The sequence below is a fragment of the Hydrogenophaga sp. A37 genome (assembly GCF_002001205.1).
GTDB lineage: Bacteria > Pseudomonadota > Gammaproteobacteria > Burkholderiales > Burkholderiaceae_C > Hydrogenophaga.
In genome coordinates this window covers 46449-63467 of the sequence record NZ_MUNZ01000089.1, presented here as the reverse complement: position 1 = coordinate 63467, position 17019 = coordinate 46449, and the positions used below count along the sequence as shown (strand labels likewise).

Below are 17019 nucleotides of genomic sequence, written 5' to 3'. Positions count from 1 at the left end.
AATCGCACAAGGACGCACCATGAGCAATTACTTCTCCACTGTCTCCCCCATCGCCTACGAAGGCCCGGAGTCCACCAACCCGCTGTCGTTCAAGTGGTACGACAAAGACCGCCTCGTGCTGGGCAAGCGCATGGAAGACCACCTGCGCTTCGCCGTCTGCTACTGGCACAGCTTCTGCTGGAACGGCCTGGACCCGTTTGGTGGCGACACCTTCCAGCGCCCCTGGCAGCACATGGCCGACCCCATGGCCGCCGCCAAGGCCAAGGCCGATGTGGCGTTTGAATTCTTCAGCAAACTGGGTGCCCCCTACTACTGCTTCCACGACCGCGACGTGGCCCCCGAAGGCGCCACCCCGCGCGAGAGCGTGAACAACCTGCGCGAGATGGTGGACGTGCTGGCCGCCAAACAGGCCCAAACCGGCATGAAGCTGCTGTGGGGCACGGCCAACCTCTTTTCACACCGCCGTTTCATGTCGGGCGCGGCCACCAACCCCAACCCCGAAATCTTTGCGCTGGGCGCCCTGCAAGTCAAAGAAGCCATGGACGCCACCCTGAAGCTGGGCGGCGCCAACTACGTGCTGTGGGGCGGCCGCGAAGGCTATGAAACCCTGCTGAACACCCGCATCGGCCACGAGCTGGACCAGATGGGCCGCTTCCTGAACATGGTGGTGGAATACAAGCACAAGATCGGCTTCAAGGGCACCATCCTGCTCGAACCCAAACCCCGCGAACCGTCCAAGCACCAGTACGACTTTGACAGCGCCACGGTCTACGGCTTCCTGTGCCGCTACGGCCTGGAAAAGGAAATCAAGGTCAACATCGAAGCCAACCACGCCACCCTGGCTGGCCACAGCTTCGAGCACGAAATCGCCACCGCGGTGGACCTGGGCATCTTCGGCTCCATCGACATGAACCGCGGCGACATGCAATGCGCGTGGGACACCGACCAGTTCCCCAACAGCATTCCCGAGACCGCGCTCGCCATGTACACCATCATGCAGGGTGGTGGCTTCGTCAACGGCGGTGTCAACTTCGACGCCAAGGTGCGCCGCCAGTCCATCGACCCCGAAGACATGTTCCACGGCCACATCGGCGGCATGGACGTGACCGCCCGCGCACTGCTGATCGCCGAGAAGATGATCACCGACGGCAAGCTGTCCCAGCTGGTGGAAGACCGCTACGCCGGCTGGAAAGCCCCGTTCGGTCAAAGCCTGCTGGACGGCAAGATGACCTTGGACGCGGTGGCCGCCCACGTGGTGGACCGCAACACCGACACCCCACCCGTGTCGGGCCGCCAGGAGCATCTGGAAAACCTGCTGAACAGCTACATCTGAGTGGCGAATTCACACGTCAGCCTGTTCCGGGTCGAGGAGGGCAGGCTCATCCGGGAATATGACTCAGAGCAACTCTGGATCGAAGCGTGGGGGGGCAACGGCTTTCGGGTGCGAACCACCCATGCCGCGTCGATGCAGGATGAGGACTGGGCGCTGATGCCCGCGGCGACATCGGAGGTCAGGATCACCGTTGATGGCGAGCGTGCATCCATCGTGAACGGGAATGTGCGGGCAGACATCTCCAGCTCAGGAAAGATCACTTTCTTGAATCAGCATGGAGACATCCTGCTTCAGGAGTACCTGCGCTCACGGAAGAACATCACGGAGTTTTGCAGCGCGTTGAACATTGACGCCAGAGAATTCAAACCGATTCTGGGGGGCGACCATGGGCTCACAGCGCGTTTTGAGTCGGACCCGGAAGAGAAGATTTTTGGAATGGGGCTGTACCAGCAGCCGTTCCTGGACATCAAGAACTGCACGCTGGAGTTGGCACACCGGAATTCACAGGCGAGTGTGCCGTTTTATTTGTCGAGTTTGGGGTACGGATTTCTGTGGAACAACCCCGCCATCGGGCAGGTGACGTTCGGGAAGAACATCACGGAATGGAGCGCCAAATCCACCAAACAGCTGGATTATTGGATCACGGCCGATGACACGCCGGCCGAGATTGAGCAGGCCTATGCCGCGGTAACAGGGACCGCGCCCATGATGCCCGATTACGGTATGGGCTTTTGGCAATGCAAATTGCGGTACCAAACCCAGGAAGAGTTGCTTGAAGTCGCCAGGGAATACAAGCGCCGCGAGCTCCCTATTTCGGTCATCGTCATTGATTTCTTCCATTGGACCAACCAGGGCGACTGGCGCTTCGATCCCGACTACTGGCCGGATCCCGAGGGCATGATCAGCGAACTCAGGTCCATGGGCATCGAGCTGATGGTGTCCATCTGGCCAACGGTAGACAAGACCAGTGAAAATTACGAGGAGATGCTGCGCAAGGGCTACCTGATTCGCACGGACCGAGGCATTCGCACCAGCATGGACTTCCTGGGCAACACGGTTTTCTTTGATGCCACCCATCCCAAGGCCCGCCAGTACGTTTGGGACAAGGCCAAGGCCAACTACTACGACAAGGGTATTCGCATCTTCTGGCTTGACGAGGCGGAGCCGGAGTACTCGGTCTACGACTTTGACAACTACCGCTACCACCTGGGACCGAATGTCCAGGTCGGCAATATCTACCCCTTGATGTATGCCAAAACGTTTTATGACGGAATGGCAAGCGAAGGGCAAAAAAACATTGTCAATCTGCTTCGTTGCGCCTGGGCTGGCAGCCAGAAATACGGTGCCTTGGTTTGGTCGGGCGACATCGATTCCAGCTTTGCCTCATTGCGCAACCAATTGGCCGCCGGCCTGAGCATGGGCTTGTCTGGCATTCCGTGGTTCACGACCGATATTGGCGGATTTCACGGCGGCCACGCCGATGACCCCAGCTTCAGGGAATGTTTGGTGCGGTGGTTCCAGTTCGGTGCGTTTTGCCCCGTTTTTCGCATGCATGGAGACCGGGAGCCGCATTCCAAACCGCTGGGCAACAGCGGTGGCGGACTGTGCGCGTCGGGCGCTCCCAACGAAGTCTGGAGCTACGGCGATGAGGCCTTCGGCATCTTCAAAAAATACATGCTGATGCGGGAGCGACTGCGTCCGTACATCACCCGCTTGATGCAGGAAGCCCATGAGGTGGGAACCCCACCCATGCGCCCGATCTTCTACGACTTTCCGAGCGATCGAAGCGCTTGGAGTGTTGAGGATCAATACATGTTCGGTCCCGACGTGCTGGTTGCGCCCGTCGTGCACGAAGGCGAACGGACGCGGCGCATCTACTTGCCCAAAGGGGCGGACTGGACGGAGTGCGCGACGAAGAGGGTTCACGAGGGTGGCCAATGGATCACCAGCGAAGCACCGCTTTCAGAAATCCCCCTTTTTCTTCGTGACGGGGCGAACTTGCCGATTGGATGGACGGGTCCATGAACGTCTGGATGGCCATATGGAGAACACCATGAAACCTGTTGTGTGGGGCGTGTTGAGCACCTCGAAGATCGGGCTGGAGCAGGTGATCCCGGCCATGTTGTCGAGCCCCTTGGTCGAGCTGCGCGCCATCGCCTCGCGGTCGTTGCCCTCGGCACAGGCCGCTGCGCGGGCGGCTGGCATTGAGCGGGCCTACGGCAGCTACGAGGAGTTGCTGGCCGATCCCGCCATCGAGGCGGTCTACAACCCGCTGCCCAACCACCTGCACGTTCCGCTGACCCTTCAAGCGGCAGCGGCCGGCAAGCACGTGTTGTGTGAGAAGCCGTTCGCTCTCAGCGTTTCAGAAGCCCAGACCGTGCAGATGGCCGCATCGAGGGTGCACATCGAAGAGGCCTTCATGGTGCGGCACCACCCGCAGTGGCTGCGGGCTCGCGAGCTGGTGCGCGCCGGGCGCATCGGCACGCCGCGCGCGGTGCAGGTGTTCTTCTCCTACTTCAACGACGATGCGGCCAACATCCGCAACCAGGTCACGATGGGCGGCGGTGCGCTGTACGACATCGGCTGCTACGCGGTGCTGGCCGGGCGCTACCTGTTTGAAGCCGAGCCGTTGCGCGCGGTTTCGCTGGTGGACCGTGACCCGGTGCTGGGGACCGACCGCACCACGAGCGCGCTGCTGGACTATGGTGCTGGCAGGCAAGTGAGCTTCACGGTCTCAACACAAAGCGTGCCGTTCCAGCGGGTGCAGGTGGTCGGCACCAAAGGCCGGATCGAGCTGTTCATCCCCTTCAACGCCACCCGAAACGGGCAAATGCGGCTGGCGCTGGATGAGGGTGGCCCGCTGGACGGTAGCGGCGTCACCATCGAAACCCTGCCGGCGGCCGACCAGTACCGGCTGGAGGTGGAGGCGTTTTCCCGCCGTGTGCGCGAGGGGGTGCCGCCCGATGCGTCCGGGCTCGGCGATGCCGTGGCCCAGGCCCGCGTGATGGACACCCTCTGGCAATCCGAGTGCAGCGGGCGCTGGGAGCCGGTGGCCCAGGACTGATCTTCGACCCCGGGGCGGCGGCTCATGGCCGCGTGCTAGCCTCCGGCGCATGCCCGAGCTGCTCGCACATGCCTCCTTTGTCCGCTTCTGGTGCGCCCGGGTGGCGGCGGTCGCCGGCACCCAGATGCTGATGCTGACCGTTGGTTGGCACATGTACGAGCTGACGGCCAGTGCCTGGGACCTCGGGCTGGTCGGTCTGTTCCAGTTCGGTCCAGCGCTGGCGATGACGCTGCCCGCCGGCCACGCCGCCGACCGCCATCACCGGGCCCGCATCGTGGCGCTGTGTCTGTCCGCGCAGGCGGCGGTGGCCGTCCTGCTGGTGGCCGGCACGCTGGCGCATGCGGTGTCTCGCGAGTGGCTGTTGGTGCTGTCGGCGCTGCTCGGGGCGATCCGGCCGTTCCAGATGTCGGCTCAGCAGGCGCTGCTGCCGTCCCTGGTGCCGCCGGCGCTGCTGGCCCGCGCCACCGCGGTCACCTCCACAGGCACCCAGGCGGCCGTCATCGGCGGGCCGGCTCTCGGTGGGCTGATCTTTGCGGTGAACCTGAACGCGGTCTACCTCGTCTGCACGCTGCTGTTCCTCGGTGCGGCGCTGGCCTGCCTGTGGGTGCGCTACGAGCGCCAGCCGGTGGCGCGCGAGCCTGTCAGCGCGTCGACGCTGCTGGCCGGTGTGCGCTACGTGTGGGGCCATCCGGTGCTGTTGGGTGCGGTGTCGCTGGACCTGTTCGCGGTGCTGCTGGGCGGAGCCACCGCATTGCTGCCGATCTTTGCCAAGGAGATCCTGCACGTCGGACCCGAGGGGCTGGGCGTGTTGCGTTCGGCACCGGCGGTCGGCGCACTCGCCGCCGGCCTCGTGCTCTCGAACTTCGCACTGGAGCGGCGCGTCGGGCGCAAGCTGCTGGTGTCGGTGGCCGTGTTCGGGCTGTGCATGGTGGTGTTCGGCCTGTCCACCTCGTTTTGGCTGTCGCTGCTGGCGCTGGCCGTGTCCGGCGCGGCCGACATGGTCAGCGTGGTGGTGCGGCAGACCCTCGTGCAGCTGGACACGCCGGACGCCATGCGGGGCCGCGTGGCGGCGGTCAACACGCTCTTCATCGGCGCCAGCAACCAGCTCGGCGAGTTCGAGTCGGGCGTGACCGCCGCGGCGTTCGGGCCGGTGGGTTCGGTGGTGCTGGGCGGGCTGGGCACCATCGGCATCAGTCTGGCCTGGTGGCGCATGTTCCGCCCGCTGGCCCTGCGCGATACGCTCGCGGGTCCAGCCACGCGCCTCTGAACCCCCTGTCCGGCGAGCCACAAGCCAGAAGACAAGCGCCCAGAAAAAAACCCCGCGAAGTGATTCGCGGGGTTTTTTTCTGGGGGTCCTTTGTCGGTACGCACTTGGTGCATTCCGACGCAGCATGAGGGCCTAGCGCAAGGCGCATGGGCGCTGACAGTAGCAACGCTACGGCAAGCCCATGCAACGCGGCGATCGGCCCTCAGGCAAGGAGGGCCGGAGCAATTACATGCCCATGCCGCCCATATCACCCATCCCACCCATGCCGCCACCCATGCCACCGGCAGGCGAGTCATCCTTAGGAGACTCGGCCACCATGCACTCGGTCGTCAGCATCAGGCTGGACACCGAAGCGGCGTTCTGCAGCGCGGTGCGGGTCACTTTCGTCGGGTCCAGGATGCCCATTTCGATCATGTCGCCGTAGGTGTCGTTGGCGGCGTTGAAGCCGTGGTTGCCCTTGCCGGCCAGGATGGCGTTGACCACCACCGACGGCTCGCCACCGGCGTTGGCCACGATCTCGCGCAGGGGCGCTTCGATGGCCTTGAGCACCAGCTTGATGCCGGCGTCCTGGTCGGCGTTGTCACCCTTGATGACACCAGCGGCCTGACGGGCGCGCAGCAGGGCCACGCCACCACCGGCGACGATGCCTTCTTCCACTGCAGCGCGCGTGGCGTGCAGGGCGTCTTCGACGCGGGCTTTCTTTTCCTTCATTTCGACTTCGGTGGCAGCGCCGACCTTGATCACGGCCACACCGCCGGCCAGCTTGGCCACGCGCTCTTGCAGCTTTTCGCGGTCGTAGTCGCTGGTGGCTTCTTCGATCTGCACACGCACTTGTTTCACGCGGGCTTCGATGTCAGCGGCAGCGCCGGCGCCGTCGATGATGATGGTGTTTTCTTTGCTGACTTCGATGCGCTTGGCCGAGCCCAGATCGGCCAGGGTCACTTTTTCCAGCGTCATGCCGACTTCTTCGGCGATCACTTTGCCGCCGGTCAGGATGGCGATGTCTTCCAGCATGGCCTTGCGGCGGTCGCCGAAGCCAGGGGCCTTGACAGCAACAACCTTCAGGATGCCGCGGATGGTGTTGACCACCAGCGTCGCCAGGGCTTCGCCTTCGACGTCTTCGGCAATGATCAGCAGCGGACGGCCGGCCTTGGCGACTTGCTCCAGCGTGGGCAGCAGGTCACGGATGTTGGACACCTTCTTGTCGTACAGCAGCACGAAAGGGTTGTCCAGCAGGGCGGCTTGCTTTTCTGGGTTGTTGATGAAGTAGGGCGACAGGTAGCCGCGGTCGAACTGCATGCCTTCGACGACTTCGAGTTCGGATTCCAGCGACTTGCCGTCTTCCACGGTGATCACGCCTTCTTTGCCCACTTTGTCCATGGCGTCAGCAATGATCTTGCCGATGGTTTCGTCCGAGTTGGCAGAGATGGAGCCGACCTGAGCAATTTCCTTGCTGGTGGTGGTGGCCTTGGAGGCCTTCTTCAGCTCGGCGGTCAGGGCCGTGACGGCCTTGTCGATGCCGCGCTTCAGGTCCATCGGGTTCATGCCGGCGGCCACGTACTTCATGCCTTCGCGCACGATGGCCTGGGCCAGCACGGTGGCGGTGGTGGTGCCGTCGCCAGCGTTGTCAGAGGTCTTGGAAGCGACTTCCTTGACCATCTGCGCGCCCATGTTCTGCAGCTTGTCTTTCAGTTCGATTTCCTTGGCCACGGACACACCGTCCTTGGTCACGGTGGGGGCGCCGAACGAGCGCTCGAGCACCACGTTGCGGCCTTTCGGGCCCAGGGTCACTTTCACGGCGTTGGCGAGAATGTTCACGCCTTCAACCATACGGGCGCGGGCTTCGCCGCCGAAAACTACGTCTTTTGCTGCCATGTTGATTTCTCCAGAATTCAGTTAAGGGGGTTGAAAGAGCGAAGAATTACTTCTCGACAACCGCAAACAGGTCGTCTTCTTTCATCACCAGCAGTTCATTGCCGTCGACCTTGACGGTCTGGCCGCTGTACTTGCCAAACAGAACGCGGTCACCGACCTTGACGTTCATGGCCGACAGTTCGCCTTTGTCGTTTTTCTTGCCGGGACCGACGGCCAGGATTTCGCCCTGGTCGGGCTTTTCAGCAGCGGCGTCGGGGATGACGATGCCGGAAGCGGTCTTGGTTTCGCTGTCGATACGTTTGACGATCACGCGGTCGGCGAGAGGACGAAGGTTCATTGCATCTCCTGAATTTGAACGAGGATGGGATTGGGGTCAGACGGTTTCATCCCATCCGGAACGGGTGGGCCGCTGATCGACTTGGTGTCAAGGTGTTAGCACTCAACACCAGCGAGTGCTAATGATAAGGGCGACCCGTGTCGTTTTCAAGACGCCGGTGCTTCTTTTTCCCGTCCAGTCCGGGGTCGGATGGGGGTGTTGGCCGGTCCTTTTCGGGAAAACCCGGCCATGCATGTGCGGAAAATTGGGCGCAAACCGGCGTTCTGTGTGTCTGTTTGTGACCAACGGGAGGTGACAATCGGGCCGGTCCTTTGGGCCGGGCTCCGCTGCCCGGTTGAGGGTGGAGATCTCAGGGGACTGTGATCGACATTTGTAGGGGAGGTGCCTGTGGGCCTTGTGCGTTCGCGTTCGTTTGTTGTCGGGTCGGCGGGTCTGTTGTCCGTCGCCTACCTGTTGGCCACCGCATGGCGAGACCCGCCGCTCACGCTTGCGCTGGCCACGGCTTGCGTGGTCATGTTCTGGGCCTGCGCCTGGTCGGCGCGGGCGCTGCTGGGCTTCCGGTCGGCGAGTGCCCTGGCCGTGCTGGCCCTGGCATTGGGCTGGTTCGCCGAGCAGATGGGCTCGTCGCGTGGCTGGTTCTTCGGCCGCTACACCTACACCGATGTGCTGGGCATCCGTCTGGGCGACGTGCCCCTGGCGATACCGCTGATGTGGTTCTCGCTGTGCCTGGTGGGCTATGTCATGGCCTGTCTGATGCTGTGGCGCGCGCCGGCACACACCACACCCAGCTTTCGCAGCGGCCTGCTCACCGCCTGGCTGGCGGCCATGGTGGTCACCGCCTTCGACCTCGGCGCCGACCCTTACTTTGTGTTCGTGCTCAAGGCCTGGATCATGCAGAAGACCGACGGGGGCTGGTTCGGCGAGACCTTGCAGGGCTTCGCGGGCTGGATGGTGGTCGGGCTGCTGATCATGGCGCTTTTCCAGGCGCTGGCCGCGCCCCGGCGTGAGCCCACACTGTCGCGCAAGGTGGCGCTCGCGGCGCTGGTGCCCATCGGTATCTACGCCAGCGGGCTGGTGTTCCAGGTGCTGCTGGGCCACCCGATCGAGATCCGTGCCATCGCCTTCTTCGCCATGGGGCTGCCCACGTTGGTGGCGCTCGTGGCCTGGTGGCACTGGTCGCACCCCGAGCGGCACACGGTGCCAGGCCGGACCGCCGATGTGCCGCTGGCGCCCTGGACCCTGGAGGCCGATCCGCTGGCGGACCGCGCGGTGGCGGCCCTGGTCGGTCCCTGGAGCGGTGAGGCCGGGGCCATGGGGCCGGGCGCGGCGCGCCTCGCCACCGCCACCCGACTCATGGCGGGCTGGCCCGCCAATGGCGGGCTGGGTGCCTGGGACGGCGGCCATGCTCAAGCGGACCCGGCGGTGGTCGCCACCTTGCGCGCCTATCTGGACGAAGGGCGGCAACTGCCCGAGTGGGCCGACCGCGCCAAGGTGGAGCGGTCCGAGGCCATCTTCATGGCGCAGGGCCCCTTGTCGTGCACGTTGCTGTTCTGCTCCAGCCTGCCGGAGTGTTATGTGTTGCCCCACCTGGCCGAGGTGCTGCACATCGCGGGCCAGTTGGAGCAGCACACCGAACACCGCATCCGCCAGACCGCGGCCATGGTGTTCCCCGTGATGATGAAAGGGGGCCTGATGGGCGCCGACGGCGCAGGCGTGGCACAGGTGCTCAAGGTGCGCCTCATCCACGCCACCATCCGCCACCTGATCCTGCGTGGCGATCCAGAGCGGGTGCGAGGCCGAGTCGCGCCTCAGACCGGCGATGCGGCCCCCACCGGCATGCACGCCGCGCTCATGGCGCACGGCTGGGACGTGGACCGCCAGGGCTTGCCCTGCAACCAGATCGAGCTGGCCTACACCCTGTTGACCTTTGGCTACTGCTTCCTGAGGGGCATGCGCACCCTCGGCCTCAGGCTCTCGCGCGCGGACGAAGAGGCATGCCTGCACGCCTGGAACGTGATGGGGCACGTGCTGGGCGTGCGGCGTGAGCTGATGGTCGACACCATGGACGAGGCCACCGCGCTGTTCGAGCGCATCCAGGTCAGCGCGGGGGCGCCCATCGGGCCGGTCGACCCTCGTCCGGCTCTCGGCAGGGCCTTGATGCAGACCATGGAACGCACCATCGGCCTGCCGGTGCTGCGGGGTCTGCCGGTGCCGCTCACGCGCTGGCTGGTCGGTCCGGGCACCGCGCGGCTGATCGGTGTGGATGAAAAGGTGTCGTGGCCCACCCGTCTGGTGTTCATACTGGGTCGACTGCTGATCGGGTTGATCGACGGGCTGGTACGGCTGGTTTTCCCCCGATTTTCGCTGTCCCGGCTGTTCACCCGGGTCGTGGGCTACCACTTCCTGACCCGCTTCCTGATGGACCAGACCCGGCCTCTGACCTTGCCGGAGCGGGTGCTCAACCCGATGGCCGACACCATCGCGGCCTGGAGCGACGACCCCTGCGCGCCCGACTGGGTCAATGGCCTGGAAGACCGCATGACCACCTCGGGTCCCTGGCAGTCTGTCCCTCAACGGGTCGGTTGAGCGACAGCGTGTCGCCACAGACCCACTTCAAGGTGATATTTGTCATGCACTTTCGGAGCAACCTTTACGATGCCGGCATGGTTTTCTCCCCCACCCGACCGGCTGATGGACAAGAACACGCCCCACTGCACCGGCTCTGGGCGTGGCTGTGGATGCTGCCGCTGTGCCTGTGTCTGCTGGGGTGGTCCGGGCTGGCCGGGGCGACAGAAGGCGAGGGCGAACTCACGCTGACCAGCCGCTACTGGATCGATGCCTCAGGCATCCAGACGGTGGACGAGGTGGCCTCTCAGCCCACCGAGACCCTGGCCGCGATGGACCAGTTCCGCTCCTTCCAGCTCGGCAGCTCGGCGCTCTGGATGCGCCTGGACCTTCCGCCGCTGGACAAGTCGCAGCGCTGGTACGTGCTGCTCAGTGCCTCGGCCTTCACGAACCGGGTCAGCCTGTATACGAAGGGACCGGACAGGACCTGGACCGAACAGCGCGCGGGCGACCACCTGCCGGTGGCGCAGTGGGACCACCCGGACCAGACCCCGGTTTTTGCCATCGACGCTCAGTCACAGGGCCCTGTGTGGCTGCAGGTGATGAACTCACCGACGCCGACCAGCCCGCGCGTGCATCTGCTGACCGAGAACAGCCTGCAAACCCAGCGCTACTGGACCTTCCTCATGGTGGGGGGCTACCTGGGCTTCGGACTGCTGGTGCTGTTCCTGGGCTGGGTGCATGCGCGGCTGTACGGCGACCGGGCCTTCGTCGCCTACTGTTTTTATGTCGCCTGCATGCTCGGTTTCCAGGCTGCGTTCACGGGCATCGGTGGCCTGTTCTTCTGGGACCAGTCGCCTCGGTGGAACGACATCGCACCGGCGGTGTTCATGCTGTGGCTCACTGCTTCGGGCATCTGGTTCGTGCGCGAGGTCTGTGCCGTCTCGCGCCACCACCGGGGCGTCGACCGTTTTGTGGTCGGCTGGTCGGTCTTCGGCCTGCTGTATCCGCTGGTGTACGTGACCTTGCAGACCCCGGCGGCTTTCGCGGTGCTCAACCTCTACGGTTTGCTGTCGGTGTTGCTCAGCGTGGCGCTCTGTCTCTGGACCTGGCGGCTCGGTGAGGCGTATTCGGGCTGGCTGGCGCTGGGCTTCTTGCCGGTGCACCTGGGCTACCCGTTTCCGGCGTTGCGCAGCGCGGGCGTGTTGCCCGACGGCTGGGCCATGCAGTACGCGGTGCTGATCGGTTCGGCGATCGAAATTCCGTTGCTGCTCTACATCCTGCACCGACGCGCCAAAGATTTCAGCGAGAACCGCGCCCGCCTGCGCGCGCTGGAGAGCACCGACCCGCTCACCGGCCTCACCATCCCGTTGGTCCTCACGCTGCGCCTGCGTGACGCTCTGCGGCGTTCGCGGCGCTACGGTCACCAATGCGGCATGGTGCTGGTCGAGCTGGCCAACCACGCCGAGATCGTGGACCGCGAAGGCCGGGAGGCGGGCGACCGAGCGCTCGTGGTGGCCGCGTCACGGTTGTCGGCTGTGGTGCGCGATGTGGACACCGTGTGCCGCATCGCCGACACGCGCTTCGCCATGCTGATCGAGGGACCCCAGCGGCCCGATCAGCTCAAGCTGCTGGCCCAGCACGTGGTGGCACGGGGGCTGGAGCGGGTGCCGACCTTGCCGGTGGAGCTCACCTTGCGTTTTCGTTTGGTGTCGGCCACGTTGCCCGATGCGGGCGACACCAGCGAAACAGCGAACGACGACGAGCGCCTGATGGAGCGCTTGCACCGGGCGCTGGACCGTTTGGCCGGCGAGCCGCGCAAGGTGGTGCTGCACCTGCCCGTGCGCATGCCCGCTGGAGTCTGAAGGAAACACCCCTGCCGCGCTTTGCGCGACCCCCGCTTCATGCAGCGGAGTGGCGCGCTGTCGACATGGAAAGCTGATCCGACTTCCGGGCTATGGTGGAGCGTCAAAAAAAGGGGCGGGGTTCACACGCCGCCGAGAGCGGTCGTGTGAACCCCTGGGTCTGCCGGAGCGGGCGTCTCAGATCGTCAGCTCCGCCATGGCCGACTTGGGAAAGTCGAGGTCGGGTTCCACCTTGTCAAACGGCAGGGTGAAATAGAAGGTGCAACCTTCACCTGGGGCGGTCTCTGCCCAGATGCGGCCGCCGTGGCGTTCGATGATGCGCTGCGACAGGGCCAGGCCGGTGCCCGTGCCTTCGAAGTCCATGGAGTGGTGCTGGCGCTGGAACATGACGAACAGGTTGTGCGCCTTCTCCAGGTCGAAGCCCACGCCGTTGTCGTTCACATAGAAGGTGCGTCCGCCCACGGGGTTGACTTTCCAGCCCACCTCGATGTGCGCATGCTCCCGGGTGCGGGTGTACTTGACCGAATTGCCCAGCAGGTTGCCCAGGGCCTGGGCCAGCAGCATGGCATCGCCGCGCACCACCGGCAGGTCGTCTTCGATCACCCACTCGATGGAGCGGCCCAGGGTTTCCTGTTTCAGGTGGGCCACCACGCCGTCGAGCAGCGTTGCCAGTGGCACCGGCTGCGATTCGATGGCGACGCGGCCGAGGCGGGCGTACTCGAGCAGTCCCTCGATCATGTGGCTCATGCGCTTGCTGGCCTTGGCGATCGAGTTCAGGTACTGCAGGGCGAGCGTGTCTTTGGACTCGCCCATCTGCTCCTGCAGCAGACTCACGAAGCTCCCGATGTGGCGCAGCGGCGCGCGAAGGTCGTGCGAGACCATGTGCGAGAACACGTCCAGGTCTTTGTTGGCGGCCACGAGCTGCTGGGTGCGCTCGGCGACGCGTTTCTCGAGCTCGCGGTTGAGGTCGTTCATCACGTCCTCCAGGCTCTTGGCCGCGGTCATGTCGCGGGTGATGCAAGAGAGGCCCTGCAGCTCGCCCGCTTCGGTGCGCAGCGCGGTGAGCACGGTGTGGGCCCAGAACCGGGATCCGTCATCGCGCAGGCGCCAGCCCCGGGTTTCCCATTGTCCGTGGGCCGTGGCCAGGCGCAGCACCTGGGCCGGGTCCACCTCGTCCTCGCCCGCGTTGTCCACTGCAAGCAGCTGCAGGTAGGGCTTGCCCAGCATCTGTGAGCGCGTGTGGCCGTGCAGGCGCTGGGCGCTTTCTGTCCACTCGGTCACGGCCCCTTCTGCGTCCACGAAGTAAATGCAGTGGTCCTGTATGGCGTCCACCATCAGGCGGTAGCGCTGCTCGCTCTGGAACAGCTCGGCACTGCGTTCGCGCACCCGCTCTTCCAGGTCGCGGTTGGCCTCCAGCACGAACTCTTCGGTGCGCTTGCGCTCGCTGATGTCGTGCAGCTCGATGAAGATGCCCTCCACCGCGCCGTGCTGGAAGTCGGGGATGTAATGGATTTCGTAGAAACTGCGCGAGCCGTCGTCTTCCAGACGCTCGGCTTCAAAGGTCTGCGACTGGCCGCTCAAGGCGTCGGCCACGTGCGGCAGGATCTCCGGCAACTGGTCCTCGCTCACCACCTGGCTCAGGTGCGTGCCGACCATCTCGCTGGCCAGCTTGCCGTAGCGGCTGGCGTGCGCCGTGTTGGCGAAGCGGCAGATCAGGTCTTTGTCGTAATAGGCGAGGTGCGAGGGGATGCGGTCGGTGATGCTGCGCAGGAAGCCGTCGTGGGCGGCCACGCGCTGCTCCACGGCCTTGCGCTCGCTGATGTCCACCACCGTGGTGTTGCTGTACAAGAACAACCCCTGTTCGTCGGTCACGGCGGTGGATGAGAACAGCGCGTGGAAGTGGCTGCCATCGCGGCGACGGACCTCGATCTCCATCGGGTCGGTGTGGCCTGTGTGGGCCAGCGCCTGCATGCGGCTTTGCAGCACCTGCCGGGCGGAGGGATCGACGAACGAAAACACGTCTATCTTCCCGATCGCCTCTTCGCCGGGAAGGCCCAGCCATTTCAGCAACGTGTGGTTGATGTTGACGACCCGCAGGTCGGGATCCAGGGACAGGTAGCCGCACGGCGCCTGGTCGTACAGCGACTGCGCACGAGCCAGTGCTTGCTCAAGTTCCCGGGTGCGCAGGGTCACCAGGCGCTCAAGGTCGGGGTGGGCGGTGTCGGTCCGTTCAGGGCTGACAGGGGTTTCCATGGTTCTTGGCTCCAGGTCGTTGCGAGGCACAGACCATCGCGTCTGTACTGGATGTATCGGACACTTTCCGGAAAAATTCAACCCCCCAAACGGTAAAACCGTCGCGCTGGGGCAAAAAAAAGCCTCGCCAAACTGGCGAGGCTTTTGCCATCTGTAAGCGCTTGCTTACAGGCCGGCGGCAGCCCGCAATGCGGGTGCTTTGTCGGTGCGCTCCCAGGTGAACTCAGGCTCTTCGCGACCGAAGTGGCCGTAGGCGGCTGTTTTTTCGTAGATCGGGCGCAGCAGATCCAGCATCTGGATGATGCCTTTGGGGCGCAGGTCGAACACCTCGGCCACGATGGCCGAGAGCTTGTCGTCGCTGATCACGCCTGTGCCTTCGGTGTAGACCGTGATGTTCATCGGCTTGGCCACGCCAATGGCGTAGGCCACCTGCACCTGGCACTGCTTGGCCAGGCCGGCGGCGACCACGTTCTTGGCGACGTAACGCGCGGCGTAGGCGGCCGAGCGGTCGACCTTGGACGGGTCCTTGCCCGAGAACGCGCCACCACCGTGCGGGCAGGCGCCGCCATAGGTGTCGACGATGATCTTGCGGCCGGTCAGGCCACAGTCGCCCTGCGGGCCGCCGACGACGAAGCGGCCGGTCGGGTTGATCAGGTACTTGGTGTCGGCGGTCAGGAATTCCTTGGGCAGCACCGGCTTGATGATTTCTTCGCGCACGGCTTCATAGAAGGCGTCGGTCATCTTGTGGCCCAGGCTGTACTCGGGCGCGTGCTGGCTGGACAGCACCACGGTGTCAATGCTGTGGGGCTTGCCGTCCACGTAACGCATGGTCACCTGGCTCTTGGCGTCCGGGCGCAGGAAGGGCAGACGGCCGTCCTTGCGCAGCTGGGCCTGGCGTTCTACCAGACGGTGTGCGTAGTAGATCGGCGCGGGCATCAGCTCGGGCGTTTCGTCGCAGGCGTAGCCGAACATCAGGCCCTGGTCGCCGGCACCGGTGTTCAGATGGTCGTCGGAGGCCTGGTCCACGCCCTGCGCGATGTCGTTGGACTGCTTGTCGTAGCAGACCATGACGGCGCAACCCTTGTAGTCGATGCCGTACTCGGTGTTGTCGTAGCCGATGCGCTTGATGGTGTCGCGCGCGATCTGGATGTAATCAACGTGGGCGTTGGTCGTGATCTCTCCGGCCAGCACCACCAGACCCGTGTTGCACAGCGTCTCGGCGGCCACGCGGCTGCGCGGGTCCTGCTTGAAAATCGCATCGAGGATCGCGTCCGAAATCTGGTCGGCGACCTTGTCGGGATGGCCTTCGGAGACGGATTCAGAGGTAAAGAGGAAATCGTTCGCCATATAAACTCCAGAGTTGATGAACCGGCGTTGCCGGTTTTCTGGTTCGGCGAACGCTTTAGCGGAATTTGTGAATCGCCCCGCAATTAGTTCAATAACTCGGCGATGGGCGCTATTTTAGGGTAACGGAGCGCGGTGCCGCTGGGCGGCCATCGCGTCATAAGAGTGTTTTGTGACGGCTTTCTTTCAGCTTCTGTTTCGATTTTTGTCCCTGCTGCCGCTGCCGGTGCTGCACGCACTGGGCTGGGTGCTGGGCTGGTTGACGTTTCTCGCGTCGCCACGGTACCGGCGCAGGCTGTTTGCCCATGCCCAACTCGCGGGGTACCCGCGCTCCGTCGCGCTGGGCTCGGTCGCCGAGTCGGGCAAGCTGGTCGTCGAGTTGCCACGGCTGTGGTTGGGTCGGCCGGTTCGCGTCGATTGGGACGGGGTGGCCCATGTCGAAGAGGCCATGACGCACGGGGACGGCTTGCTGTACCTGACGCCGCATCTGGGCTGTTTCGAAGTTACCGCTCAATTGGTGGCGCAGCGGTTTGGCGAGCGCATGCCGATCACGGTGCTGTACCGCCCGGCCCGCCAGCCCTGGCTGCGCGAGCTGATGGAAGCCCGCAGTCGGCCCGGGCTTCACACCGCGCCGACCACGCTGGCGGGCGTCAAGCAGCTGATCAAGGCACTCAAGCAACACCAGGCAGTGGGCCTGCTGCCGGACCAGGTGCCGCCCTCAGGGCAGGGTGTCTGGGCGCCGTTTTTCGGTCGGGACGCCTACACGATGACGCTGTCGGCGCGCCTGGCCCAGACCGGTGGCGCTCGCGTGGTGCTGATCTGGGGTGAACGCCTGTCGTGGGGACGGGGCTACCGCGCCCGGGTGCGGCCCTTCTTGGCGGACGGCGATGGCCAGCTGTCCAGCGATCCACAGCAAGCGGCCCGGCAGATCAACCAGGCCATGGAGTCGCTGGTGAAGGAGTGCCCAACCCAGTACCTCTGGTCCTACGACCGGTACAAGGCGCCGGCGGGGCTGAGCCATGCAGCGCGTCTGGATGCCGAGCGCGCGCAACGCACCTGATCACCGAGCTCCGGCCCATTCATGTCCCAACCGTCCGCACCGACCCCTCGCCGCCC

The 17019-nt window shown here is 64.7% G+C and carries 11 protein-coding genes; 7 read left to right on the top strand and 4 right to left on the bottom strand.

From position 1 onward, the window contains the following. Positions 1-19 precede the first annotated feature (19 nt). The 4 genes from xylA to B0E41_RS09680 are packed head-to-tail and all read left to right on the top strand — an operon-like array spanning position 20 to position 5664. Positions 20-1333 carry a xylose isomerase gene (xylA, locus tag B0E41_RS09695; protein ID WP_077330879.1) on the top strand — a complete coding sequence of 438 codons (1314 nt, stop codon included), beginning with the start codon at positions 20-22 and terminating at the stop codon, positions 1331-1333. Further along, the gene (locus B0E41_RS09690; RefSeq protein ID WP_077330878.1) at positions 1334-3358 is read left to right on the top strand and encodes a glycoside hydrolase family 31 protein; all 2025 of its coding nucleotides are present in this window, start codon (positions 1334-1336) and stop codon (positions 3356-3358) included. 28 nt (positions 3359-3386) lie between these two features. After that, complete coding sequence (locus tag B0E41_RS09685) at positions 3387-4397, top strand: Gfo/Idh/MocA family oxidoreductase (protein WP_077330924.1); 1011 nt, start codon at positions 3387-3389, stop codon at positions 4395-4397. A 49-nt stretch (positions 4398-4446) separates the two neighbouring features. Next, a complete protein-coding gene (locus B0E41_RS09680) occupies positions 4447-5664 on the top strand; it encodes an MFS transporter (protein ID WP_077330877.1) in 1218 nt (405 codons plus the stop codon). Between the two features lie 225 nt (positions 5665-5889). Here the strand turns inward: B0E41_RS09680 and groL are convergent, their stop codons facing one another. Both groL and B0E41_RS09670 read right to left on the bottom strand, forming a co-directional pair. Further along, a complete protein-coding gene (gene groL, locus B0E41_RS09675) occupies positions 5890-7539 on the bottom strand; it encodes a chaperonin GroEL (protein WP_077330876.1) in 1650 nt (549 codons plus the stop codon). Between the two features lie 46 nt (positions 7540-7585). After that, positions 7586-7876, bottom strand: a complete 291-nt coding sequence (locus B0E41_RS09670; RefSeq protein ID WP_068174446.1) for a co-chaperone GroES — start codon at positions 7874-7876, stop codon at positions 7586-7588. A 435-nt stretch (positions 7877-8311) separates the two neighbouring features. Between B0E41_RS09670 and B0E41_RS09665 the strand changes: the two genes are divergently transcribed. After that, on the top strand, positions 8312-10462 hold the full coding sequence (locus B0E41_RS09665) for a carotenoid biosynthesis protein (RefSeq protein WP_253194735.1): 2151 nt from the start codon (positions 8312-8314) through the stop codon (positions 10460-10462). 77 nt (positions 10463-10539) lie between these two features. After that, positions 10540-12306: a 7TM diverse intracellular signaling domain-containing protein gene (locus B0E41_RS09660; RefSeq protein WP_171984721.1), complete on the top strand. Its 1767-nt coding sequence runs from the start codon at positions 10540-10542 to the stop codon at positions 12304-12306. Positions 12307-12483: 177 nt separating this feature from the next. Here the strand turns inward: B0E41_RS09660 and B0E41_RS09655 are convergent, their stop codons facing one another. Beyond that, positions 12484-14559 (bottom strand): PAS domain-containing sensor histidine kinase, encoded by a 2076-nt coding sequence (locus B0E41_RS09655; protein ID WP_077330874.1) that lies wholly within the window; start codon positions 14557-14559, stop codon positions 12484-12486. 165 nt (positions 14560-14724) lie between these two features. Then, the gene (metK, locus tag B0E41_RS09650; RefSeq protein ID WP_077330873.1) at positions 14725-15906 is read right to left on the bottom strand and encodes a methionine adenosyltransferase; all 1182 of its coding nucleotides are present in this window, start codon (positions 15904-15906) and stop codon (positions 14725-14727) included. A gap of 169 nt (positions 15907-16075) precedes the next feature. On the opposite strand from metK, the gene B0E41_RS09645 reads away from it, so the two are divergent. Then, positions 16076-16963, top strand: coding sequence for a lysophospholipid acyltransferase family protein (locus B0E41_RS09645; protein WP_077330872.1), 888 nt, complete (start codon positions 16076-16078; stop codon positions 16961-16963). Positions 16964-17019: the final 56 nt, after the last annotated feature.